Origin of the sequence: Massilia sp. (assembly GCF_031995545.1) — a bacterium.
In the GTDB taxonomy this organism is placed as follows: domain Bacteria; phylum Pseudomonadota; class Gammaproteobacteria; order Burkholderiales; family Burkholderiaceae_D; genus Telluria.
The window spans coordinates 1-22,940 of sequence record NZ_DAMAGA010000004.1 but is presented as its reverse complement, the minus strand read 5'-3'; the positions used below and the strand labels follow the sequence as shown (position 1 = coordinate 22,940).

Below are 22,940 nucleotides of genomic sequence, written 5' to 3'. Positions count from 1 at the left end.
CACGCAGGTGATATAAAAACGCTTGCGTCCGAAGTAGACCGCCGCCCAGCCCGACAGCGGCAGAATCGCGGCCTGGGCAACCAGGTAGGCGGTGAGGATCGTGTCCGCCTCTTCCGGCGCCGAGCCGAGGTCACCGGCGATCGTGCGCAGGCCGATCGCAATGCCGGTCGTGTTGGCAACCTCGAACAGCGTCCCGAAGCTCACCAGCACTGCGACCATCAGCGGCGGCACCCCCGGCTTGTTGGCGGCGCGCGGCAGCGCCGATCCGCTCACTGCATCACCTTGACTGCGGCATTGACGGAAAGGCCCGGAACGACGTCCGCGCGCGCGGGGAAGTTGCGGAACGCGTCGTCGCGGAAGCGGATTCTCACTGGTACGCGCTGCACCGTCTTGACCCAGTTGCCGGTCGCGTTCTGTGGCGGCAGCGCCGAGAACTGTGCCCCGGAACCGGCCTGGAAGCTTTCGACATAGCCTTGGAGCGGAAAGTCGTTCCAGGCTTCGATCTGCAGCTCGACCGGCTGGCCGGGGCGCATCAGGCGCAACTGGTCCTCCTTGAAGTTCGCCTCGACCCAGCGCGCATGCCCGACGATGGCGGCGAGCGGCTGGCCCGGCGCCAGATAGTCACCCGGCTCGATGTCGAATTGGGTGACCCGGCCGGCGATCGGCGCCAGTACCACGGCGTCGCCGCGCCGCAGCTTGGCGTTGGCGAGGTTGGCGAGCGCCTGCTGGACGCGGGCCTTCGCCGCCGCGATGTCGGCGCGCGCCTGGCCGATCCGGGCGGCCAGCGCGCGCGTCGTCTCGGCGGCGGCGATCGCCGTTTCACGCGCGGACTTGGCCTGGGCTGCAGCGCGGTCACGCTGCGCTTCGGCCACCGCACCTTGGGACAGGGACGCGTAGCGGGCATAGTCGCGCGCTGCGACGTCGGCCTCGGCGTCGCGGGCGCGCGCCGCGGCCGCTGCCTGCCGCACCTGCGCGCGCGCCGTCACCAGCGCGGCCTCGGCCTGCAGCACCGCCGCTTCGGCCGCCGAATGCTCCGCCTCGGCCTGGCGTACCGCCACGTCATAACTGCCGACGCTGATCGCAGCGAGCGGCTGTCCGGCCTTGACGACTTGGTTGTCGACGACGAACACGCGGGTGACATTGCCCGCCACGCCCGGCGACAGACGGGCGATGGGGCCGCGGATATAGGCGTTGTCGGTCTTCTTCCACTTGCGCGCTTCGAGCCACCAAAGGACGCCGGCGATGATGGCCAGGATCAGGATGGCAAGGACTGCCAATGCGATCAGCTTGTGATTTCGGGTGCTTAGCCAGTCGGCTGCTTTTTCTTTCGCAGAGCGGTCATCCTCGGGTTGGTCTTCATCATCCTTGTCTGCCCCTTTGCCATCATCTGCGTCGTCTTCGTTACTTGGGCGCTTGTCATGCTCCTGAGTACCTGCTTCATTCTCGTCGCCATCGTGCTTGTCGCCGCGACGATTCCGGCGCGCCTCGTTCTGATCGTCCTCGCTCAATGCCTCGCCCCTTTTATTGTGTACAGGGCTCGGCCCCGTTTGCCTTCTGCTTTCGATCAGCCTCGACGAATTCCTTGCCGGTGTTGCCCCTTGAGCTACCGGCCAACTCATCAATTCACGAATACATACCGGGCACCGCGGAGGCACAGCCGGAGCGGCTTTCCAGATACGTGATCATTTTTTTAACAAAATGATCGTAGCACAGCCAATACACTGGCACGATTGAGATTGGCGCGCGCCCCCGCAACTGCAGGCGGCAGGCCGGAAAACTGGCAACAGAATCCGGCCCCGAAGGTCACAATGCGCCGCGCGGCTAGCGGCCGCCGTGCCGAACGACCGGCAGCGAGATCGCGCTACGCATCCCGGGCGCATGGTAGATGCGGTGGGTCGCCTTGACGTAATCCCCCGGCTGCGCGTGGAAGATATTCGGCACATAGCGCTGCGGGTTGCGGTCGTACAACGGGAACCAGCTGGACTGGATCTGGACCATCAGCCGGTGTCCGGGCAGGATCACGTGGTTCACGTTGGGCAGCGCGAAACGGTAGCGCAAGGGCTGGCCGGAGGCCAGTGGCGCCGGGTGCTCCAGGCTGTCGCGGTAGCGGCCACGAAAGATGTCCATCGCCAGCGGCAGCTGATAGCCACCCAGTTCGGGCCGCGAAGGCACCTCGTCCGGGTAGACGTCGATCAGTTTGACGACCCAGTCGGCGTCGGTCCCGGACGTCGATGCGAACAGATCGACCGCCGGCGCACCCGACAGCTGCAGCGGCGCGCTCAAAGGAGCGGACACATAGGTCAGCACGTCCGGCCGGTCGGCGACGAAGCGCTGGTCGCTCACCAGCCAGGGTTTCCAGATATCGGCGTCGTGCATGCGCACGGGGCGCGGTACGAAGGGCACCGGCTTGGCGGGGTCGGAGACGTATTCGTCGTAGCCCCCCTCGCCTTGCGGCGCGCTGAACGCGAGCCCGAAGCCGTCCTGAAGGTACAGGTTTTCCGTCCGCGCGGGACAGCCCTCGGCGCAGGACAGCGGCCAGCGCTGCAGGCGCTGCCACCCGTCGGTGCCGGTCTGGTAGCTCAGCACCGGCGGCGTGTCCGCGCGGGCTGCGCCATCCTTCAGATGCTGGTCGAGGAACGGTTGCATCACGTCGCGCCGAAACGCCAGCGCGGTGTCGCCGGTAAAGCGCAAGGGTCCGAGCGCCGAGCCGTCGAAGTTGACGCCACTGTGGCGCCAGGGGCCGATCACCAGGTAATTCAGGTCGTTGCCCGGATCGTCCTTCTCCAGCGCGGCATACACCGCGTAGGCGCCATAGATGTCTTCCTGGTCCCACTGGCCGACCACCGTCATGGTCGGCACGCTCAGCGTGCGCCCGGCCAGCAGGCGGTCGACCGCCTGGCCCTGCCAGAAGCTGTCGTAGGCCGGGTGGTCGAACAGCTTCCTGACGAAATTGAGCTTGTCGAGCCCGAAGCGGCGCGCGTAGCCGCCGACCGAGCCTTCGCGCAGCACGCCCTCGTAGTCGTCGTACACGCCGGTGGCCAGCGGTTCGCCGCGTGCCCGGATCGACGTCTGGATCGCGATGTAGTCGAGCATGGCGACGCGGAAGGCGCCGTTGTGGAACCAGTCGTCGCCGCGCCAGCCGTCCACCATCGGGCTCATCGGCACCGCGACCTTGAGCGCGGGATGCGGATCGATCAAGGCCATCAGGGCCGTGAAGCCGTCGTAGGACGAACCCAGGATACCGACCTTGCCGTTACTCTCCGGGACGTTCTTGGTGAGCCACTCGATCGTGTCCCAGGCATCGGTGGCATGGTCGGTCGCCGTATCGTTGAGCGGTCCGCGCAGCGGGCGCGCCATCACGTAGTCGCCTTCGGACCCGTACTTGCCGCGCACGTCCTGCACTACCCGGATGTAGCCGCCCTGGACGAAGCTTTCGTCGCCTTGCGGCAGGGTAGCCAGCATCGACGGACTGATGGCGCGCTGCGTACGCACCGCGGCGTTGTAAGGTGTGCGCGTGAGCAGCATCGGCGCGCGCCGTGCGCCTTTTGGAATCACGATCACGGTGTGCAGCCGGACCCCGTCGCGCATCGGCACCATCACCACGCGCTTGATGTAGTCCGCGTGGTCGGGCGCCGCGCGCTTGGCGGTAATGTCCGGCGCCGTGGGTGCCACCTGCGCCATGGCGGGTGCTGGCCCGGCGCCGGCCAGGGCCAGCACCACGGAAAGACAGGCGGCAAGCCGCGCGCCAGGTCCTCGCATGCGGGCCGTCATGACCTGGCCAGCTTGTGGATCGCGGCGACCAGCTTGTCCAGGTCCGCATGCGTGGTGTAGTACGACGGCGTGACCCGGATGCAGGCGCCGCCCGCGGGACCGCTGCGCGCCACGGTGAAGATGCCGAAGTCGTCGGCCAGCGTGCGCGCCAGCGCGACGTTCTCGTCGAAGCCGGTCCGCCCGCGCAGGCGGAACGACGTCACCGCGCCGTACATGGCCGGGTCTTGCGGCGTCAGCACCTGTACCTGCGGCAGCGCCAGCACCTGGCCCACCCAGTGCTCGCGCAAGGCGCGCAGCCGTGCGGCGCGTTCGGCCAGCGGCACCCGCGCGTGGAACGCGAGTGACGCGGGGATGGTCATGGTGGCGGCCACGTTGACCGTGCCGGCATTGACCCGCGCCCGGATGTCGTTCGCAGGGTGGATGGTGTTGCCGAGCTGGACGTCGATATCCGCCAGCCGGCTCTCCTTGATGTACAGGAACCCGAGCCCGAGCGGCGCGCCGACCCACTTGTGCAGGTTGGCGCCGACGAAATCCGCGCCCAGGTCGGGGATCCTGAAGTCGAGCTGTCCCCATGACTGGGCGATGTCGACGATCACGTCCACATTGCGCGCGCGCGCCAGGCGCACGATCTCCGCGACCGGGATTGCGAGTCCGGTACGGTGGCTGACATGGGTCAGCAGCAGAAGGCGGGTACGCGGGTGCTGCGTCAAGGCGCGCTCGTAGGTGTCGATCACGTTCTGGCGGCTGGCCGGCTCGGGGATCGTCACTCTCGCGACGCCGGCGCCACGGCGGCGGGCCAGGTCGTCCATCGCATCGATCATCGTATCGTAGTCGAGATTGCCATACATGACGCCCTCGCCCGCCGCCAGCGGCCGGTAATTGGCGATCAGGTTCTGCAGCGACTCGGTAGCGCCGCGCGTCAGCGCGATTTCCTTGACCCCGACGCCGGCGTGCTGCGCCAGCTGGGCGCGGATCGCCTCGATGCCTTCGCGGTCGAACTCGCGCCGCAGGAAACGCGAATTGTGCAGGTTCAGGTAGTCGATGTTGCGCTTGAAATCCTCGGCGACCGGACGCGACATGATACCGTAATAGGCGTTTTCGAGGTTGACGATGTCGGTCGCGATGTCGTAACTGGGGCCGAGGCCGTTCCAGCCCGGTGCCGCCGGCGGAGTTGCTGTTTTTTCGGCCGCCGCCAGTATGCCCGGTGCGCCGGCGGCGATGCCGAAAGCAGTGCGCATCCAGCCGCGCCGACTCTTGTTTGCTTGTTTCATGGTGTGCTCTCCTTGTTGCTTCAGTGTAAGCGCAGAGAACGGGCCGTCCCTGCCCCCTGAATGATCGACCCATCAATTGCGCTTATACCTTGCCGCTATAATCATCGGACCGTTCTTTTCGTTCTTCCTATGCTCAGTCGCGAAATAGAGATTTTCCGGACCGTCATGACGTCCGGCTCGGCCACCCGCGCCGCCAAGGTGCTCGGCCTGTCGCAGCCCGCGGTCAGCATGTCGCTGCGCCGCCTGGAGGAACAGGCCGGCATCAGCCTGTTCCTGCGATCGGGCGGCAAGCTGCAGCCGACGCAGGAGGCAAGCGCGCTGTTCGCCGAGGTGCAGCAGCATTTCGTGGGCATGGACGTGATCGAGCATCGCTTGCGCAGCCTGAAGCAGTTCGGCGCCGGGCGGGTTCGCATCGCCAGCTTTCCCGGCCTTGGCGTGGGATTTCTGCCGCGCGTGCTCGCCGACCTGAAGCAGGAGCGCGAACGCACGCTGGTCTCGCTGCAGGTGATGGGGTCGCAGGACGTGCGGCGCAGCGTGCTGCGCGGAGAAGTCGAGCTGGGCCTGGTGGCCGACGACGCGCCGCTGCACGGCGTAGAACACGCGCTGTTCGCGCGCTATTTCGGCATGGTCGCCCTGCCCGCAGGCCACCCGCTGGCCGAATGCGCCCTCATCACGCCGCAGCAGATCGCACGCTACCCGTTCGTGGCCCTGAATCCCGAGGACACGGTGAGCCTGCGCTTGGCGGCGATCTGCCGCCAGGCGGGCGTCCAGCTGCGCACGGTGATCGAGAGCGCGTACACGATCAGCCTGTGCGAGATGGTCCGCAGCGGCATCGGCATCGCGATCGTCAATCCGATCACGGCCTTCGACTTCCTGCATGCCGGGCTGGTGTTCCGCCCGTTCACGCAGCGGCTCGAATTCGCGGCGCTGACGGTGTTGCCGGCCGGCCAGGCGCACTCCTCGTTCATCAAGGCCATGCTGCCGGCGATGCGCAGGCGGCTGGCGGCGGACATGCAGCGCATGCGCGAACAGATGCCGCCTTCGGCACAGGACGTCGAGTTGTACAGCTTCGCGGGCGGCGCGCCGGAATCGTACCTGTGAATGCCGCCGCGCCCCGCGCTGCAAACCGGCGCCTGGCGTGGACCGGCGCGGCCAGGCCGATTCAGATCTCGGTTTGAATGGCGACGAACACCGAGCGCGGCTGCACTGGCATCACGACCGGGAAAGCGAAGTACTGGTAGGTGTCGAACACCTTCCGGTTCGCCAGGTTCAGGGCCGATAGCGAGAACGTGTAGCGCCCTGTTTGATAGGATGCCTGGGCATCGACCAGCGCATGGCCGGGCACCGCCACGGTATTCGGCAACGTGAGCTCTCGTTCGCTGAAGGCGGTGATGCCGGCGCCGAACGACAACCCCTTCGCCGCGCCGTCGCGCACCCGGTAGCGCGCCGCCAGGCGGCCGTTGTGGCGCGGTACGCGCGCCAGGCGGTCGCCAATCGTAATCACGTTGTCGCGCGTGACTTCGGCCTGGGTATAGGCATAGGTCGCCAGCAGCGACAGGGCCGACGTCGGCTCCCAGACCAGGTCGGCCTCGACGCCGCGCGCACGCTGCTCGCCGGCCTGGACCGAGAACAGCGGGTTTTCGGTGCTCGGCGTGGCGACGTTCGCGCGCGTTTGCTGGAAGGCGGCAACGGTGCCCGACAGCCCCGTCTCGCGCAGCGCGAACTTGAGCCCGGCCTCGACGTTGCGCGAGCGCTCCGGCTGCGGCCGGTCCAGGCTGACCAGGCCGAAGGCGCCGCGGAACGCGGTCGCGTAGCCGGCGTACAGCGCCACGCCCGGCGCCAGGTCGAAGGTCGCACCGATGCGCGGCGAGACCTTGCGCCAGGTCTCGTCGGTACCGAGTTCGCGTTCGCGAAAGCGCAATTGCGTGTAGCGCAGCGAAGCGGTCAGGTGCAGGCGGCCGTAGGTCGCCTGGTCCTGCGCATAGGCGGCGATGGTGCGATAGCTGTCGGTCTGGGCCACGCCGGGTGGGGTGTACGGGCCGAAGGCCAGGTCGTACACCGGATGGGCCAGGTCGATCGCACCCACGGTCGCACCGCTGAAGCCCATGTCCGAATAGAAGCCCGTGTTGTCCACATTCACGCCGAACAGGAAGGCGTGGCGCCCGCCCAGCAGGTTGGCGTCCGTGGTCAGGTTGGCGTCCAGGGTGCGTTCGCGCATCTCGGTCTGCATGTTCAGCGGCAGGATCGGATACACGGTCGGCGTGGCCGGATCGGCCGGATACAGGTCGGGATAGACGAAGCTGCCGAACTGCGGCACCTCGCTCTGGTAGTAGCGCGCGCTGACATTGAGCCGGGTGCGTTCGGAGAAAGCATGGCGCAGCACCATGGTCGCCATCTCGTTCCTGACCACCGTGTCACGCTGGCCGAGCGGCGCGCCGGGGAAGGCATTGCGGTCGAGCCGGCCGGCCAGGGCCTGGGCCGCCGGCAGGCCTGAGTACTCGAGCCCGTTGCGGCGGCTGGACTGCAGCTGGACCAGCAGGTCGGTCTGCGGCGCGAGCTGGAACGCCACGCTCGGCTGCACGAACCAGCGCTCGCCGCCGAGGCGGTCGATCCAGCTGTCATTCTGCTGATATTCGGCGGCGACGCGCGCCGCGATCGTCGGGCTGATCGCGACATTGATTTCGCCGTAAGGATTCCAGGTCGAGTGGCTGCCCGCACGCAGGCCGGCGTAGCCGCCGCTGGTGCCGTCGGGGCGCTCGCTCTCGACGTTGATCAGACCACCGAGCGGCGTGCCGACACCGCCGCCGTACAGGGTCGATACCGGTCCCTTGAGCACCGTGATCTGGCGCACCCCGACCAGGCTGGTCGGATCGTTGGCGGCCTGGGTCGAGCCGTACATCGGCAGACCGTCCTGGTAGATCTCGGCCAGGAAGCCGCGCACCAGCGGGCCGGCCAGCAATCCTTCTTCGGGCTTGTTGCCGACCACGCCCGACACGTTGACCAGCGCCTCGGCCAGGGTACGGCGGTCCTGTTCCCGGATCAGAGTGCGGGTCAGGACCTGCACCGATTGCGGCACTTCGATCAAGGGCGTGTCGGTGCGCGTCGCGGTGGAGGTGCGCGCCGCGGCATAGCTTTCGCGGCGGGCGGTGATGTGCACCGCGTCCGGGGTCCAGGCCGGCGCGTCTGCCTGCACGGTAGCCGCCGCACCGGTGTTCGCGCTCTCCGCTGATCCGGTAGCCTGGCCGGTCTGTGCCTGCGCCAGCGGCACCATCGCGGCAAGGGCGAGGCCGATGGCAGTACTCAACAGTGTCCTGGTCATGTGGTTCATATTGTGATCGTTCATGTCGTTATCTTTCAGAAGCGCTGGTTCAGCACCAGCTCCACGCGCCGGTCCGGCCCCACCAGCCACTGGGTCGGGGTGTAATAGGCGGTCGCGTAATAGCGCTTGTCGAACAGGTTCGATGCGCGCAGCACGAGCGTGGTGCGCGGCGCGGCTTTCCAGCGCAGCGACAGGTCGGTGGTCGAATAGGCCGGCATGCGCAGCAGATTGGCGTTGTCGGCATGGCGCGCGCCCACGTGGCGCAGGCCGGCGCTGGCGCTCCACTGCGGCGCGAAGTCCCAGCTCAGCCAGGCATTGGCCAGACGGCGCGGCACGTCCGGCGGCGTGTTGCCAACGCGCGAAACCAGCGCCCCGCCGGCCGCTTCGCTGAAGTCGTCGAAACGGGCGCGCAGCAAGGATGCATTCGCCTCCAGCCGCCATCCCGGCGCCAGCACCAGGTCGAGCGTGGCTTCGATGCCGCGCGACGAGCGCCGGCCGACCTGGATGCTCCGGGCCGGATCGGCGGCATCGCGCGTGAGCAGGTTGCTCTTGCTGATGTCGTAGGCGGCCAGGGTCCATTCGCCGCGTTTTTCCGGCAACACGCCCTTGACGCCGATCTCAAACTGGCGCCCGGTGGCGCTGTCGAAATCGCTGTTGGCCGGCGACAGCAGGAGCAGTGCACCGACCGGGTCGGCCGCGCGCGCATACTGGCCGTACAGGGCCAGGGCGGGCGTGACCTGGAACACCGAGCCGAGGCGCCAGCCGACATTCGTGAAGGTCTTGTCGTAGGCCAGTACCCCCGCCACCAGGTTCCGGCGTGAGATGTCGGCATGGTCGTAGCGCACACCGGCCAGCAGCGACCAGCGGCTGGACAATGCGAGCCGGTCTTCCAGGAACAGCGCGAACTGGCCCGCCCTGGCGCGGTAGCGCGGCAGCGTCGGCACCGCGCTGGCGAAGCTGCCCGGCACCGGGTCGAAAGGATCGACCGAGGGCGAGGAGCCGACGTAGGTATTGTTGGTATGCCTGAACGAACTGGCGTTGATGTCGAAGCCGCCGGACACCTGGTTCTCGAGCCCGAACAGCGCGCCGCGCAGCGTGACGTCGGTGGTGTTGCCGATCTGCGACTGGTCATGCAGGATCTCGGTGTTGTCCGAGCGGTCGACCAGGCGTGTGCCGGGGCTGTACAGGTAGGCTTCGGCATTGCGCCAATGGCGCTCGCTGTCGACGGTGTACAGGCGGCTGCGCACCGTGGTCGCGGCGTTCGGCTTCCAGTGGGCCAGCAGGTCGACCCAGGTATCGTCGTAGTCGATGAGGGCGTCGCCGACGTTGAAGTTCTTGTGGCGCAGCGCATCGAGCTGCCGGCCGTCGACCAGCGGCGTACCGAAGTAGCGCATCGGTTTCTGGCGGCCGTGCGCCGCCGCCAGCTTGAGGTAGAAGTCCGGACTCAGGTCCAGCCGCAGTGCACCCGACACGGCGCGGTTGCTGTAGTCGCCGCGGTCGACCCAGCCGTCCGAACGCTCGCCGCCGGCGTCGAAGCGGTACGACCAGCGCTCGTCGAGCGCGCCGCCGCTGCCGAAGGCCAGCCTGCGCGTGCCCTCGGTGCCGAGCGCCGCCTGCACCTCGTTCTGGATCGCGCCGCGGGACGGCTGGCGCGGCACGATATTGACCACGGCGCCGATCGCGCCCTCGCCATGAATCACCGAAGCCGGGCCACGCAGCACTTCGATGCGCTCGACCGACCAGGTGTCGAACGGGAAGGTCAGGCCGACGCCGCCATACTGGCGCATGCCGTCGTACAGCCGCATCACCGACACCGTATCGGTGAAACCGCGGGCGGCGAGCGAGCTGCCGCCATTGCCCGGATGCGGCATGCCGGACAGGCCGGGAGCGCGCGTGATGGCATCCACCAGACTGATGTCGCCGCGTTCTTCCAGCTGGCGGCGCGTGACGATGTCGACGCTGGCCGGGGTGTCGAAGCGGCTCAGGTCCAGGTTCGACCCTGTGGCCATGCGCGCATCGAGCCGGCCGTCGCTGGCGGCGGCGCTGACCACTACGGTCGGCACGGCCTGCGATGCCTGTGCGAAGGCGGCGGGAGTCACTGCGCAATTTGCGGCGGCAAGCATGGCCAGGGCGCATGCGGCCGGGCGACGGCCGATGTGGCGAACGCCGTTGCGCACGCCGTAGCAAACCTGGCGCGCGCCGGTGCCGTATCGATCATTTGCCATGCCGGGCCTTGTCGTGTCCCGTGGCCGCAGCGTGGCCGAGCGCGCGTACCGGCGCCTTGATCTCGCGGGTCTCGCGCTTGCCGTCGGGGTATTCGAACACCAGGGTGAGCGGCACGCTGTCGCCCTCTTTCAGTTGCGCCTTCAGGTTCATCATCATGATGTGGTAGCCGCCGGGCTTGAGCGCCACGGTCTGGCCGGCGCCGAGCGCGATCGCCGGCACCTGGCGCATGCGCATGACGTCGCCCTGCATCGCCATCTCGTGCACTTCGACGCTCGCCGTAAGCGGCGAACTGGCGGACACGAATTTCACGTCCTTCGGCGATGTCAGCTGCATGAAAGCGCCGGTGGCCCTCTGTTGCGGTACGGTGGCGCGGACCCAGGGATCGGACACGCTGACCTGGGCGTGGACGTGGCTGGCGCCGGCGAGCAGGCCGGCGGCGAGGACGAGCGAGCGCAGTGCGAATCGCATGATGGTTTCCTTTCGATATCAAAAAACGTGTGTCCGGTGAGCGCAGGCCGGTACCGGCCCGCCCGGGGAAACGGTGCGTGCATCGTCCCGGACAGGGACGGCGCCATCGGGCGCGCACGCCAGCCTGCATGCGCATGCGCACGCCGGGCGAGCGGGATGAATCCTGGTTCAGCCGGGACGCAAGGATGCACGCCGGCCGGCGCCGCGCACAGGATGCGGACGCCGACAGCGGTCAGACAGGAAAAATCAGGCGGACTGTGGAGGACCGCGCGCCGGCAGCGGCGCGCCGGTCAGCGCCGCGAGATCGGCGCTGGCGAAGGGATGTACGGCGCAGGCGCCGGGCGGCGCGGCCGGTACCTGCAGGGACACGACGTCGGGCGGCGGCGTCGCGGGAAGACAGAACGGACAATCGAGCGTATGTCCGGTGCCGGTCACGGCCTTGCCGTCGGCGTCGACCATGATCATCTTGCTGCCGCCTTCGGAGCAGATCATCGTCATGGTATGCGGCTGCACGACGGGCGAAGCAACGGCAACACCCAGCGTCAGGACGAACCAGGCCAGGACGAAGCGTGCCAACGACAGTGATCGACACAGGGTTTGCATATCGGTCAATTATCAGGATTTAAAGAGGGTGCGTCAAACGAAACTCCCGTAAATCCATGCTGCCGGCGCTGCGGGCAACGCGGCGTCACCCGACAGCTGGTGAAGCATCGCGCCGCAGCGTGCCTTCCACAGACGCGTGCGGCGCCGAGAGAGACCCTCGAGCGACGCCGGAGCGAGCCAGGCATGCCCTCTCCCGATGATGTGGCACTCCGGGGCTGCGGCTTCAGGGTCGCAGCCGCGCCAGCCTGGTCAGCCCCAGCGCCAGCACCAGCACGCCGAGCGCCAGCAGCGCGGACAGCGCCAGAACCGAGGGCGGACTGTCTGCACTACGCGCCGCGTAGACCGGACGGCGCGCATAGTCGTCGGCGCCGAAGGGGCGTTCGCCGAACAGGTAGCCATAGTAGAACCTGCGGATCTCTGCATGGAACCGGGCAATGCCGTCCTGGTAAGCCAGCTGGGCAGGCAGGTCGGTCCCGGCCACGCGGTGCAGGATGCCCTGGGCGCCCACGCCCGGCAGCAGCCAGCCGAGCCGCTCGGTCCAGGCCTGGCGCGCGAGCAGCCCGGCGCGATAGGCCTGCGCCTGCGGTGCGACGCTCTCGTCGCCCAGCTGATGGAAGGCGAAATACCACTTCCAGTGGAAGGTCTCCGGCAGCGGCGTGCTGTTCTTCCATTCGGGATGTCCGGCATAGAACTTGCGCATGGTCTCTTCGCGCGGAATCTCCCACGCACCGTGCACCGCCTCGCGCTGGGCCAGCACCAGGTCGACGCCCTGGTGCACCGGCAGCGCGCGCGTGAGCGCGACGTTGGCCAGCGCCGGCAATACCAGCGTCAGCACGGCCCAGATTCCCATCAGGGCGGTCGCATTGGCCACCGAACGCCAGCCGCGGGAGGCCACCAGCAAGGCCATGCCGACCCAGAACGCCAGGTAGGCCGCTGCCACCAGCAGGACCACGGCGAGCACGCCGGCGCCGCTGCCGGCCGCCGCCGCGCCGGCTGCCGCGGGTAGCGCCAGGCAGGCGAACACCAGCAGGCCGCGCAGGCCGACCCGGCGCCGCCACAGGCGCGTGCCCTGCGGCAGGGCCAGCAGCATGCGCAGGCGGCCGGCCTGGCGCTCGCCCGACACCAGGTCGTGCAGCAGCGCGATCATGAACAGCGGCGCCAGGTAGATCAGGACGAAAGCGAAGTCGAAACGTCCGGCCAGGGCCAGCTCGGGATTAAAGGCCTCGCCCTCGTACAGCTGGGCCTGCAGACCGAGCGCGCGCACCCGCAGCACATGCGGAGCCACGTCGCGCAGGCCGAGGGCCAGGAAGGCGGCGTCCGATGGCGGGTCCCAGGTGGCATAGAACGTGTAATAGGCAGGACTGCCGCCTTCCGGGCTGTCCGGATAACGGCTTGCCACCGATGCGACGTCCTGCTCGTTGAGCGGGCCGACGCGCGCGATCGTCTCGCGCTGGCGCTCCACTTCATGCAGGCCCGACCATACGGCAAGCGAAGCCAGCAGCGACAACAGCAGCAGCGCCGCCAGCATCAGGCGCGAGCGCAGGATCAGGCGCAGTTCGAATCCGAGCCAGCTCATCGCACGCTCCTTCCCAGGCGCCCGGCCATGGCCCAGGTCAGACCGCCCAGTACCACCAGCCACAGCAGCAAGACCAGGGCTGCAGGGGCGGCGCGGCGCAGCGTTTCTCCCGTCTGCGGGCCTGCGTAGCGGAATTCGGGAAACGCTTTCCAATGCGTGCTCGACACGCGGTTCTCCTTGTTGGGGTTGGTATCATCGGCGTAGCGCACCTCGTCCACCTGCAGCCGGTTCAGGCCCTGCACCAGATCGTAGCGGTAGCGTTCGCCCTGCTCGAGAAAACTGCGATAAGCACTCAGGTCGGTGCCGGCGGCGGTCATCGACAGGCGCCGCAGCGCGAGTGTCGGGCTGAGCCAGCCGAAGGCGTCGACCACGGCGTTCTGCCGTTCCTGGCGACCGAAGGATTCGTCCGCGTAGCGGTTGAACAGCGCGCTCGACTGGCGCTCGCCTTCCATCCCGACCAGGCCCTTGTAATTGACCGGCAAGTCCTCTACCCGGCTCACGCCGTACCGGGCGAGCAGCTTTTCGCGGAAGGCGGCGAACTTGGGATCGTTCGGATTGTGCGAGTCGCCCAGTGCCAGGTAATCGCGCTGGACGTTGATGTTGTCCTCGAAGCGGGTCGGCAGCGCGACCGCGGTATTGGCGACGTCGGGGGCCCAGCGCGGCATCATGATCACCGTCACCGCCCAGGCGGTGAGCAGCACCAGCAAGGCGTCGCGGCCGCGCGCGGCCAGGGTCGAGGCCAGCACCACGATCGTGGTCCACAACAGCAGCCAGCCGGCATAGCCGGCGGCCAGCAGCAGCGCCATCGACCAGGATGCCTGACCGGCGGCCGCCAGCCATGCCAGACCCAGCAATGCGGGCGCCAGCGCCAGGCCCGCGAAACCGGCGAGCGCCAGGAACTTGCCCATCACCAGCTGGCGGCTGCGCAAGCCCTGGGCCAGCAGGATGCGCATGGTGCCCGATTCGCGCTCGCGCGCGACGATCGCGTGTCCGAAGAAGACCAGCAGCAGCGGCGCCAGCACCTGCAGCACGAAGGCCGGGGTCAGCTGTCCGAAGCGCAGCAGCAGCGAATGCTGGCGCACATCGCCGAAATTGGCGCTGTTCTGGCGGTGTCCTTCGAGGTAGAGCGAATTGCCGGTGTACCCGTCGATGCCCGGGTCGAATGCGGCCAGCGAGTTCAGTGGTCGAAACAGGAAGTGACCGTAGTGCACCACGCGGTGCGGGTGGCGGTCGGGCTGGGCCTCGAATTCCTGGTTGGCCCGGGCCTGGTAGTGGGCGCGCTGGGCATTGGCGTTGCGCTGGTGTTCGTAGGCGTTGAGCGCGGCGAGCAGGGTCAGCAGCGTCAGCAGCGCCAGGCTGAGCACTGCGGCGCGGTCGCGGAACAGGTAGCGCCACTCCTCGCGCGCGATGCGAAGGAGAATGTTCATGCCGCCTGGCCCCCATAGCTGCGGTGCAGCGCGCGCACGTCGAAGCGGTCGGCCCCGCTGGCGGCCACTTCCTCGCGCAGCACGCCGGCATCGAGGAAGCCGATGCGGTCGGCCACGTCGGCCGCGCTGAGCAGGTCGTGGGTCACCATCAGGATGCCGGTCCCGCCTGCTCGCAGCTGGGTCAGGAGGCGATTGAATTCGACCGTCGCCTGCGGATCGAGGCCGGAGGTCGGCTCGTCGAGCAGCAGCGCCGGCACCTTGCGCATCGTGGCCAGCGCGATCGCCACCTTCTGCCGCATCCCCTTCGAGAAACCGGCCACGCGCCGGTCGTGCGCCGCCGGATCGAGCCCGGCGGCGCCAAGCGCCGCGCCGATCGCGCCGGCCGGCTCGTTCTGGTCGGCCAGCGCCAGCAGGTAGGCGATGTTTTCGCGCGCGCTCAGGTGCTCGTACAGCGCAACGTTCTCGGGAATGTAGGCCAGGCTGCGGCGTGCGCCGTCGGGATCGGCTACCGGATCGCGGCCGTCGACCCGCACCTGGCCGGAACGCGGTGCCAGGAAGCCCAGGAACAGGCTGAGCGTGGTGGTCTTGCCGGCGCCATTGGCGCCGAGCAAGGCGACGATCTCTCCGGGCCGGATCGACAGGTCGAGTTCGCGCAGGATGGTCTTGTCGCCATAGCCGGCGACGACCGAACGGGCCTCGAGCACATAGCGTTCGCCTGCCCCGGTCTGACTAGCTGTATTCAATCGTTTCTCCTTCGTGGTGAGGGATGCGGTTGCGGTCCGCGCAGCGGAGCTGCAACGCCGGTCGCGGCATCATCGATGAACTATTCTAAGCGATAATGGATTATCATTATCGTGAATTTTCTAAAAATCAACAGTGGCAAGGCGCTGCCGGCAAGTGCGACGGCGCCCCGCCTCTGCCGGGAACGGGGCAAACCGATATCATAATGCAACTCAATTGCACTAGATCTACAGCCCTGCCATTTTTCACATCTCGCTTCAAGCAAACAATAAAAGGGAAACATCGATGAAGCAGCGCCCGCAACAGGAATCTGCCCACGTCCACGACCGGACAACCACCATGACCGACCGCAGCGGCAAAAGGGTGCTGCAAAGGCATTGGGCGGCACTGGGCGCGGTTGGCCTGTGCGCCCCTGCGCTGGCCCAGACCGGGTTCGGGGAACCTGCAGCGTCGCGCGAAGCGACCGTGCTCGTGAGCGCGCAGCGCGAATCGGTTCCAGGTGCCAGCCGGCTTGGCCTGACGCCGCGCGAGACCCCGGCTACCATCGAGGTGGTCGGTGCCGACACCATCCGCGACCAGGGTTACAACACCTTCATCGACACCGTCAAGAGCGCTGCCGGCGTGACTGCCGCCGATACCGCGCAGCACCTGCCGTTCACCATGCGCGGCTTCCAGGATGCGCAGGTCAACGTCACCTACAACGGCATCAATCCCGGTTCGAACGGCTTTACCGGCATGAACATGGGGACGTTCAACCTCGAACGGGTCGAGTTCCTGAAAGGACCGTCCTCGATCATGTCCGGCCAGGGCGCCGTCGGGGGCTCGGTCAACTTCGTCACGAAGGCGCCGCACACCGGCCAGGTCAGCAATGAGCTGCTCGTCGGCGGCGACGAGCGCGGCAGCCTGCGCACCGGCTTCGGCTCGGGCGGCAGCACGAACGTGACCGGCCTGGACTACCGGATCGACCTGAGCCGCTCGAACGAGCGCAGCTTCATCGAGGATTCGCAGGTCGAGTACCGGCATTTTTCCGGCCAGCTCGATTACCGCGTGTCGCCCGGCCTGAAGCTGTTCGTGGCGGCGGAACGCAAGGACCTGGATGGCGAGGTGTACGAAGGCACCCCACTGGTGCCGCTCGCCTTCAGCGGCGCCTTTTCCACCGACGACATCGTCCGCGGCACCAGGATATCGAGCTACAACGGCAGTGACCTGGGTGCGGTCACGATCGACCGCCGCACCCTGAAGACCAATTACAACGTGCTCGACGACAGCAAGACGATCGATGAGACGTGGCTCCGCGCCGGCCTCGACTGGCAACTGGCAGCCGGCGTCGCGCTGCGCAGCCAGTTCTACCGCTACGACGCCGAGCGCCGCTGGCACAACAACGAGGTCATCGCCTTCAATGCCGATACCGGCCTGGTGGACCGCGAGCGCTTCTACGTCGCGCACGACCAGGACATCCGCGGCAATAATACCGAGTTGAGCTGGAACAGCCGCGTGGCCGGCCTCGACAACCGCTTCGTCGCCGCCCTGGAATACTACGACACCGATTTCGTGCGCCCCGGCGCCGCCAATTACCCGAGCGACTCGGTGTCGCTGCTGGCGCCGGCGCGCGGCAACTACGGCCTGCTCACCACGACGCCGCAGAGGGCGCGCATCGAAAGCACGGCGCTGAACCTCGAAGACCGGGTGAAACTGAGCTCGAACGTCGCGCTCGTGGGCGGGCTGCGCTACAACCGGTTCCGCGTCAATCGCCAGTCGCTCGACGCGGCGGGCGCGAGCCGCGCCGGATTTCCCCTGGCGCAGAAGTGGGATCCGGTCACGGGCCGCATCGGTTTTACCTGGGACACCTCGCGCAATGTCACCCTGTACGGCCAGTACGCAACGGCGAGCGACGTGTCGGTGGGCAGCTACTTCATGCTCAGTCCCACGCAGCGCATGGAGTTGTCCAAGGCAAGGAGCTATGAAGCCGGCATCAAGGGGAGTTTCCTCGACCGCCGCCTGGACGCGGCCATGGCCATATTCGACATCCAGCGCCGCAACGTGTACTCGGCGGCGGCCAACCAGCGCATGAATAGCGCCGGCAAGCTCGATTCGCGCGGGGTCGAAGTGTCCGCCACGCTGCGTCCCGCAGCAGGCTGGAACCTGTGGGGCAACGCGTCCTACGTACATGCCCGCTACGACAACTACGAGCTGACCGGCCAGTCGTTCTCGCGCCACACGCCACCGAACATTCCATCGGTGATCGTCAACGGCGGCGCTTCCTACCGCATGCGCACTGCCGTGCCGCTGGAACTGGGGGCCTCGTTCTCGCGCCTGGGCAAGCGCTTCACCACCGACGAGAACACGGTCACCATGCAGGGCTATACCACCGCCGACGTGTACGCCTTCATCGACCTGCCTGCCGGAGCGTTCACGGCGCTCGGCGATACCCGGCTGACGCTGCGCGTGAAAAACGTGGGCAATACCCGCTATGCGGCCTACGGCGACCCGTTCTATCCCGACCAGGTGTTCCTCGGCGCGCCGCGCACTGCAGAAGCGAGCGTCTCGTTCAAGTTCTGAGGCGACGGCTTGCAAATGAGCGGCGTCGCGGCCCGCCTGCCGCGTCGAGCGACCCGCGCCGTCGGGCGATCGCCGTCATGCAGCGAAAGCTGCGTGATAGGTCGAGTACGCTGAATGGCTCCAATGGCTGGTGCCGGATTGCACCGATGTGATGCGGTATCGTTTCCGCACGGCCGCGCCCTACTCCGGAACACGATCGGTGACAGGCTGCGGCGTCGACGTGCGGCCGGCATGCATGAACTGCGCGATGAATATGTCGGGGCTGACCGGCGGGGACAGCAGATACCCCTGGATTTCCTGGCACCCCTCGTTGCGCAGGAAGTCGAGCTGATCCTCGGACTCGACCCCTTCGGCGATCACCTGCAATTTCAAGTTGGCCGCCATCGCCAGGATCGCCCGCACGATGGCGCAGTCGTCCGCGTCCTCAGGAAGGGTACGCACGAAGCTCTGGTCGATCTTCAATCGGTCGACAGGCATTTGCTTCAGGTAGGACAGCGACGAGTAGCCCGTGCCGAAGTCATCCATGGCGAGTTCCACACCAAGCGACTTGATCCGGTTGAGTTTGTCGAGCGCCCCGGGGATATCGCTCACGAACACGCCTTCGGTAATCTCCAGTTCGAGCCGATGTGGCGGAAGGCCGGATACGGCGAGCACATGCTGAACCTGGTCGACGAAGCCGGCCTGTTGCAGCTGGACGGCAGAAACGTTGACGGCAACGCGCACGTGGAGACCGGCTTTGCGCCATTCGGCCGCCTGGCAACAGGCGGCCATCAATACCCAGCTTCCCAGCGCGACGATGAAGCCACTTTCCTCGGCCGCTCGGATGAATTCGTGGGGCGGCACCATGCCGACGCCGGGGCGCTCCCAACGCACCAGCGCCTCGGCACCGACGATGCAGCCGTCTTCGAGCGAGTGCTGGGGCTGGTAGTACAGGCGAAATTCCCTGTTTTCGACGGCGTGCCGCAGGGCGGTTTCCATATCGAGCCTGTTTTCGATCTGACGCGCCATCGAGCTGTCGAAGAATTGCCAGCCGTTGCGCCCGGCGTCCTTGACACGGTACAGCGCGGTATCGGCATTGCGTATCAGGGTCTGACGGTCCATGCCATCCTGGGGGAACATGGCAATACCCATGCTGACGGTCGTGTACACCTGGCGCCCCGCGATCGCGATCACACGGGACAGGGATGCATGGACAGACTCGGCCAGGCGTTCCACCCTGAGCGCGTTTTGATCGACTTCTTCCATGACGATGGCGAATTCGTCTCCCCCCATCCGCGCCAGGATGTCCGTCGGATCCAGCCCTTCCTGCAAGCGCGCCGCGATTTGCACGAGCGCGTCGTCACCGACTTCGTGACCGAGGCTATCGTTCAAGGTATTGAAATTATCGACATCGATCAGAATGATCGCGACGATCGAATGATTATTGTGGGCCAGGGCCAACGCATGTTCGAGGTGCTTGATGAGTGCGCGCCGGCTCGGCAGCTTGGTCAGGGGATCGATGTGGATGGCCTCGAACAGCTGGAACTGCGACTGCTTTTCGAGCGTGATATCGGTCGTGACGCCGCGTACATACCTGCCACGCGCAACATCGTCGGCAAGCATGACATTACTTCGAAGCCAGATTTCCTCCCCAGTCGGCCCGAGAATGTGATGTTCGACCGGCTTGAACAGCTTGGAGCTGCCGACGCTCATCAGCAAAGCTTCGGTGCGCCGACCGTGGGGATCCGTGCACAGCGTTTCCCGCCAAAAGAACGGATCTTCGATCCATCGTTTTGCCTCATAGCCGGAGACCGACGCGGCATTGCCACTGACGTAGGTGAATGTAAAATCCGGCAATGTGGCTTCCCAGACGACCCCGTCGATACCGTCCACCAGTTCCTGGAAGCGGCGGCGTGCCGTGTCCAACTCGCTGTTGCGCGCCGCCAGCCCATTGCGGGCCGCTTCCAGGTCGGCCAGGCGCAGCCACAGGAAACGCAGAAGGCCCAGCAACAGCAGGATCGACACCGCCGCGAAACCGGCAAGCTGCCAGCTACGCATCACCCAGGGCTGCAGTACCTCGCCACGGGACATGCTCGCCACGGCAATCACGGAGGACTGTGGCGAGCTCGCATAGCCCACCACCCGGGCTGTCCCGTCGATCGCGCTGCGCGAGGTTTCGTAGGAGCCGCGCGGCGGCCGTTCAGCCATCAGGAATGGGGCCGTGCCCGCCAGATTGCGGCCGATGACGCCGGTCGTCAGCTGGGTTTCCATCAGCACCCAGCCATCGCGCTTGACGAGCAAGAGGCGGCCGCTTTGGCCCAACTGGAGGTTGCGGTAGAAGCGGTCGAAGTAGGCCACGCCAACGCCGAAGTTGACGATCATTTTCAAGGTACCATCCAGCCTGTTTACTTTGCGCGCCACCGGAATGACCCACCTGCCGCTCAAGTGTGACTGGACTGAACGCGAAATATACAGTGCGCCTTCGTCGTGCGCACTGAGATGGACAAAATAATCGCGGTCGCGGGCATCGACGGGAAGCATGGGGTAGCGGAACGCGCTGGCGAGGATCCAGCCGTCCGGCGACAGCACGCCCAGGCTCGCTGCCAAAGGCGAGTCGGTCTGCTTCGCGCGCAAAATCTCATGAAGCCGGGCCTGGTACTCGGGCCTGGCATCGAACCCGGCCCGCTCGATCTCGGCGACGGCCATGCGCAGATGGGTATCGGCCTCACCGAACGTGCGCATGGCATGCTCATACAGCGTCGTGGCGATATTGCGCATGTCGGACTCTGCCTGCTCCACGGTCGAGTGGTGATCCTGCACGATCCTGGCTGCAGCAGCTACCGCCAACAGTGCGGGCAAGGCGATCGCGAGCGCGATCAAACCATGGCGAAGCTTGCGTGCAGAAGTCGAGTCCATTCTGAAGCTTCCTGGGCCGGTGCCGAGATGCCGCTATATCGAACGTTTCATGCCGTACCTTCATTTTGATCGACGGCATGCATCGTGTATCGCATTCATCGTATAAGAAAATTGTTTCCGGCTTCGCACCGTTGTCCGGATGTGTCCGCATAAGACGACCGGCCATGGTGCGCCGGACGTGGCGGGAGGTCGACAGCCATCTGGTGACACATGCGTGGCTCTCGTCTGACCTTACGAACGGGTGCATATTGCACAGCATCGACGGAAACGCGCGCTGTGCACAATCCTGGCGCTCGCATAGCTCACCGCCGCTGCCGCCCGGCGTGGCCGCCGCCGGATCGGCCAGCTCGAGCTCGCGCGCATGCAGCAGCCGCTGCACCTGCGTCTCGCGGCGTGCGTCCAACATCGTGCAGCTGTTCCAACCGACCCCGGCCGCTTGAAGCATCGCAGCATTGAACACACTCGATCATGAGCGCCGTTCATGGTTTTATGAAATAACATCATTTTTATTCAAGAATGGATTCCAGCATAATCCGTGCATCGGGCAGCGGCACTTGACGCTCTCCCCACGAACATACCGGACCACCATGAATAACAATCTTACGTTCGCGATCAAGAGCCTGCGGTTCGACGAGCATTACCAACCGTCGGACAGCTCACGCATCACTACCAATTTCGCCAACCTGGCGCGTGGCGAGCACCGCCAGGAAAACCTGCGCAAGGCGCTGGCGATGATCGACGCCCGCTTCAACGCGCTGGCGCACTGGGACAACCCGAAAGGCGACCGCTACGGGCTGGAACTCGACATCATCTCGGTCGAGATGGCGATCGGAGCGCAAGGCGAAACCCCCGCCTTCCCCCTGATCGAAATCCTCGAGACCACGATCGTCGACCGCCACACCGGCGAACGCATCGAAGGCATCGTCGGCAATAATTTCTCGTCCTACGTGCGCGACTATGATTTCAGCGTCCTGCTGCTCGAGCATAACAAGGACCGCGCCGCTTTCGGCACGCCGGACGGCTTCGGCGACCTGCACGGCAAGCTGTTCAAGGCGTTTCTGGACTCCGCCGCCTACAAGGCGCATTTCAGCAAGCCGCCCGTGATCTGCCTGAGCGTCTCGAACAACAAGACCTACCACCGCAGCGAGAACGAACACCCGGTGCTGGGTGTCGAGTACCAGCAGAACGACGCCTCGCTGACCGACCGGTACTTCGGCAAGATGGGCCTGAAAGTACGCTATTTCATGCCGCCCGACAGCGTCGCGCCGCTGGCCTTCTATTTTGTCGGCGACCTGCTCGGCGACTACACGAATATCGAACTGATCGGCACGATCGCCACGATGGAAGCCTTCCAGAAGATCTACCGCCCCGAGATCTACAACGCCAATGCGGCCGCGGCCAGGTGCTACCGGCCGAACCTCAAGCACGAGGACTATTCGCTGACGCAGATCGTCTACGATCGCGAAGAGCGCAGCCAACTGGCCATCAGGCAGGGCAAGTTCGCCGCGGAGCACTTTATCAAGCCCTACCAGCCGATCCTCGAGCGCTGGTCGGCCAACCACGTCTGACCCAAACAAGAAACAAGGCCATCACCATGAAAAAACTGTTGCCCACCTCGACCGCCGGCAGCCTGCCCAAGCCCGCCTGGCTGGCCGAGCCCGAGAAGCTGTGGTCGCCCTGGAAGCTGCAGGACGGCGAACTGGCCGAAGGCAAGCAGGATGCACTGAGCCTGGCCCTGGCCGACCAGCAGCAGGCCGGCATCGATATCGTCAGCGATGGCGAGCAGACGCGCCAGCACTTCGTCACCACCTTCATCGAGCACCTGGACGGTGTCGATTTCGAGAAGCGCGAGACGGTGCGTATTCGCGACCGCTACGACGCGAGCGTGCCGACCGTCGTGGGCGCCGTGAGCCGTCCGAAACCAGTGTTCGTCGATGACGCCAGGTACCTGCGCCAGCAAACCCGGCAACCGATCAAATGGGCCCTACCCGGCCCCATGACCATGATCGATACCTTGTACGACAGCCATTACAAGAGCCGCGAAAAGCTGGCCTGGGAATTCGCCAAGATCCTGAACCAGGAAG

At 66.4% G+C, this 22,940-nt stretch carries 14 protein-coding genes and 3 pseudogenes; 4 read left to right on the top strand and 13 right to left on the bottom strand.

All coding sequences use genetic code 11. The features are described 5' to 3' along the window. The 4 genes and pseudogenes from RTQ83_RS04865 to RTQ83_RS04850 all read right to left on the bottom strand — a co-directional run. Positions 1 to 273: pseudogene (locus RTQ83_RS04865) on the bottom strand (hypothetical protein); the annotation flags it as partial. Continuing rightward, positions 270 to 1,508 carry an HlyD family secretion protein gene (locus RTQ83_RS04860; RefSeq protein WP_312511617.1) on the bottom strand — a complete coding sequence of 413 codons (1,239 nt, stop codon included), beginning with the start codon at positions 1,506 to 1,508 and terminating at the stop codon, positions 270 to 272. The pseudogene RTQ83_RS04865 and the gene RTQ83_RS04860, both read right to left, overlap by 4 nt. A 313-nt stretch (positions 1,509 to 1,821) precedes the next feature. After that, on the bottom strand, positions 1,822 to 3,759 hold the full coding sequence (locus RTQ83_RS04855) for a CocE/NonD family hydrolase (RefSeq protein ID WP_312511615.1): 1,938 nt from the start codon (positions 3,757 to 3,759) through the stop codon (positions 1,822 to 1,824). A gap of 8 nt (positions 3,760 to 3,767) precedes the next feature. Next, entirely contained in the window at positions 3,768 to 5,042 is a 1,275-nt protein-coding gene (locus tag RTQ83_RS04850) for an aminotransferase class V-fold PLP-dependent enzyme (protein WP_312511613.1), read from the bottom strand. Between the two features lie 60 nt (positions 5,043 to 5,102). On the opposite strand from RTQ83_RS04850, the gene RTQ83_RS04845 reads away from it, so the two are divergent. After that, complete coding sequence (locus tag RTQ83_RS04845; protein WP_312511611.1) at positions 5,103 to 6,143, top strand: LysR substrate-binding domain-containing protein; 1,041 nt, start codon at positions 5,103 to 5,105, stop codon at positions 6,141 to 6,143. 61 nt (positions 6,144 to 6,204) lie between these two features. Here the strand turns inward: RTQ83_RS04845 and RTQ83_RS04840 are convergent, their stop codons facing one another. From RTQ83_RS04840 to RTQ83_RS04810, 7 genes are all read right to left on the bottom strand, one after another. Beyond that, positions 6,205 to 8,385 carry a TonB-dependent siderophore receptor gene (locus tag RTQ83_RS04840; protein WP_312511610.1) on the bottom strand — a complete coding sequence of 727 codons (2,181 nt, stop codon included), beginning with the start codon at positions 8,383 to 8,385 and terminating at the stop codon, positions 6,205 to 6,207. A gap of 11 nt (positions 8,386 to 8,396) precedes the next feature. Beyond that, positions 8,397 to 10,484 carry a TonB-dependent receptor gene (locus tag RTQ83_RS04835; protein ID WP_312511923.1) on the bottom strand — a complete coding sequence of 696 codons (2,088 nt, stop codon included), beginning with the start codon at positions 10,482 to 10,484 and terminating at the stop codon, positions 8,397 to 8,399. Positions 10,485 to 10,575: 91 nt separating this feature from the next. Beyond that, positions 10,576 to 11,055 (bottom strand): copper chaperone PCu(A)C, encoded by a 480-nt coding sequence (locus RTQ83_RS04830; RefSeq protein WP_312511607.1) that lies wholly within the window; start codon positions 11,053 to 11,055, stop codon positions 10,576 to 10,578. Between the two features lie 246 nt (positions 11,056 to 11,301). Beyond that, a complete protein-coding gene (locus RTQ83_RS04825) occupies positions 11,302 to 11,631 on the bottom strand; it encodes a DUF2946 family protein (RefSeq protein WP_409456080.1) in 330 nt (109 codons plus the stop codon). Positions 11,632 to 11,881: 250 nt separating this feature from the next. Beyond that, entirely contained in the window at positions 11,882 to 13,234 is a 1,353-nt protein-coding gene (locus tag RTQ83_RS04820; protein WP_312511604.1) for a DUF3526 domain-containing protein, read from the bottom strand. Continuing rightward, complete coding sequence (locus RTQ83_RS04815; protein WP_312511601.1) at positions 13,231 to 14,661, bottom strand: DUF3526 domain-containing protein; 1,431 nt, start codon at positions 14,659 to 14,661, stop codon at positions 13,231 to 13,233. Before RTQ83_RS04815 ends, RTQ83_RS04820 begins: the two co-directional genes overlap by 4 nt. Then, the gene (locus RTQ83_RS04810; RefSeq protein WP_312511599.1) at positions 14,658 to 15,404 is read right to left on the bottom strand and encodes an ATP-binding cassette domain-containing protein; all 747 of its coding nucleotides are present in this window, start codon (positions 15,402 to 15,404) and stop codon (positions 14,658 to 14,660) included. Before RTQ83_RS04810 ends, RTQ83_RS04815 begins: the two co-directional genes overlap by 4 nt. 337 nt (positions 15,405 to 15,741) lie before the next feature. Between RTQ83_RS04810 and RTQ83_RS04805 the strand changes: the two genes are divergently transcribed. Next, positions 15,742 to 17,961 carry a TonB-dependent receptor gene (locus RTQ83_RS04805; RefSeq protein WP_312511597.1) on the top strand — a complete coding sequence of 740 codons (2,220 nt, stop codon included), beginning with the start codon at positions 15,742 to 15,744 and terminating at the stop codon, positions 17,959 to 17,961. 180 nt (positions 17,962 to 18,141) lie between these two features. Here RTQ83_RS04805 and RTQ83_RS04800 read toward each other — a convergent pair whose 3' ends face one another. Beyond that, on the bottom strand, positions 18,142 to 20,856 hold the full coding sequence (locus RTQ83_RS04800; RefSeq protein WP_312511595.1) for an EAL domain-containing protein: 2,715 nt from the start codon (positions 20,854 to 20,856) through the stop codon (positions 18,142 to 18,144). Between the two features lie 256 nt (positions 20,857 to 21,112). Then, a pseudogene (locus RTQ83_RS24285) lies at positions 21,113 to 21,262 on the bottom strand (short-chain fatty acyl-CoA regulator family protein); the annotation flags it as partial. A 181-nt stretch (positions 21,263 to 21,443) separates the two neighbouring features. Here RTQ83_RS24285 and RTQ83_RS04795 point away from each other — a divergent pair. Together RTQ83_RS04795 and RTQ83_RS04790 are read left to right on the top strand one after the other, a co-directional pair. Next, positions 21,444 to 22,424, top strand: a complete 981-nt coding sequence (locus RTQ83_RS04795) for a DUF1852 domain-containing protein (RefSeq protein WP_312511593.1) — start codon at positions 21,444 to 21,446, stop codon at positions 22,422 to 22,424. Between the two features lie 26 nt (positions 22,425 to 22,450). Next, a pseudogene (locus RTQ83_RS04790) lies at positions 22,451 to 22,940 on the top strand (methionine synthase); the annotation flags it as partial.

Bases quoted from the DNA above. Each gene is read 5' to 3' on its own strand.
- RTQ83_RS04830 (WP_312511607.1), bottom strand. From the start codon at position 11,055: ATGCGATTCGCACTGCGCTCGCTCGTCCTCGCCGCCGGCCTGCTCGCC.
- RTQ83_RS04800 (WP_312511595.1), bottom strand. From the start codon at position 20,856: ATGGACTCGACTTCTGCACGCAAGCTTCGCCATGGTTTGATCGCGCTC.
- RTQ83_RS04840 (WP_312511610.1), bottom strand. From the start codon at position 8,385: ATGAACGATCACAATATGAACCACATGACCAGGACACTGTTGAGTACT.
- RTQ83_RS04845 (WP_312511611.1), top strand. From the start codon at position 5,103: ATGATCGACCCATCAATTGCGCTTATACCTTGCCGCTATAATCATCGG.
- RTQ83_RS04855 (WP_312511615.1), bottom strand. From the start codon at position 3,759: ATGCGAGGACCTGGCGCGCGGCTTGCCGCCTGTCTTTCCGTGGTGCTG.
- RTQ83_RS04820 (WP_312511604.1), bottom strand. From the start codon at position 13,234: ATGAGCTGGCTCGGATTCGAACTGCGCCTGATCCTGCGCTCGCGCCTG.
- RTQ83_RS04815 (WP_312511601.1), bottom strand. From the start codon at position 14,661: ATGAACATTCTCCTTCGCATCGCGCGCGAGGAGTGGCGCTACCTGTTC.
- RTQ83_RS04835 (WP_312511923.1), bottom strand. From the start codon at position 10,484: ATGCTTGCCGCCGCAAATTGCGCAGTGACTCCCGCCGCCTTCGCACAG.
- RTQ83_RS04795 (WP_312511593.1), top strand. From the start codon at position 21,444: ATGAATAACAATCTTACGTTCGCGATCAAGAGCCTGCGGTTCGACGAG.
- RTQ83_RS04805 (WP_312511597.1), top strand. From the start codon at position 15,742: ATGACCGACCGCAGCGGCAAAAGGGTGCTGCAAAGGCATTGGGCGGCA.
- RTQ83_RS04850 (WP_312511613.1), bottom strand. From the start codon at position 5,042: ATGAAACAAGCAAACAAGAGTCGGCGCGGCTGGATGCGCACTGCTTTC.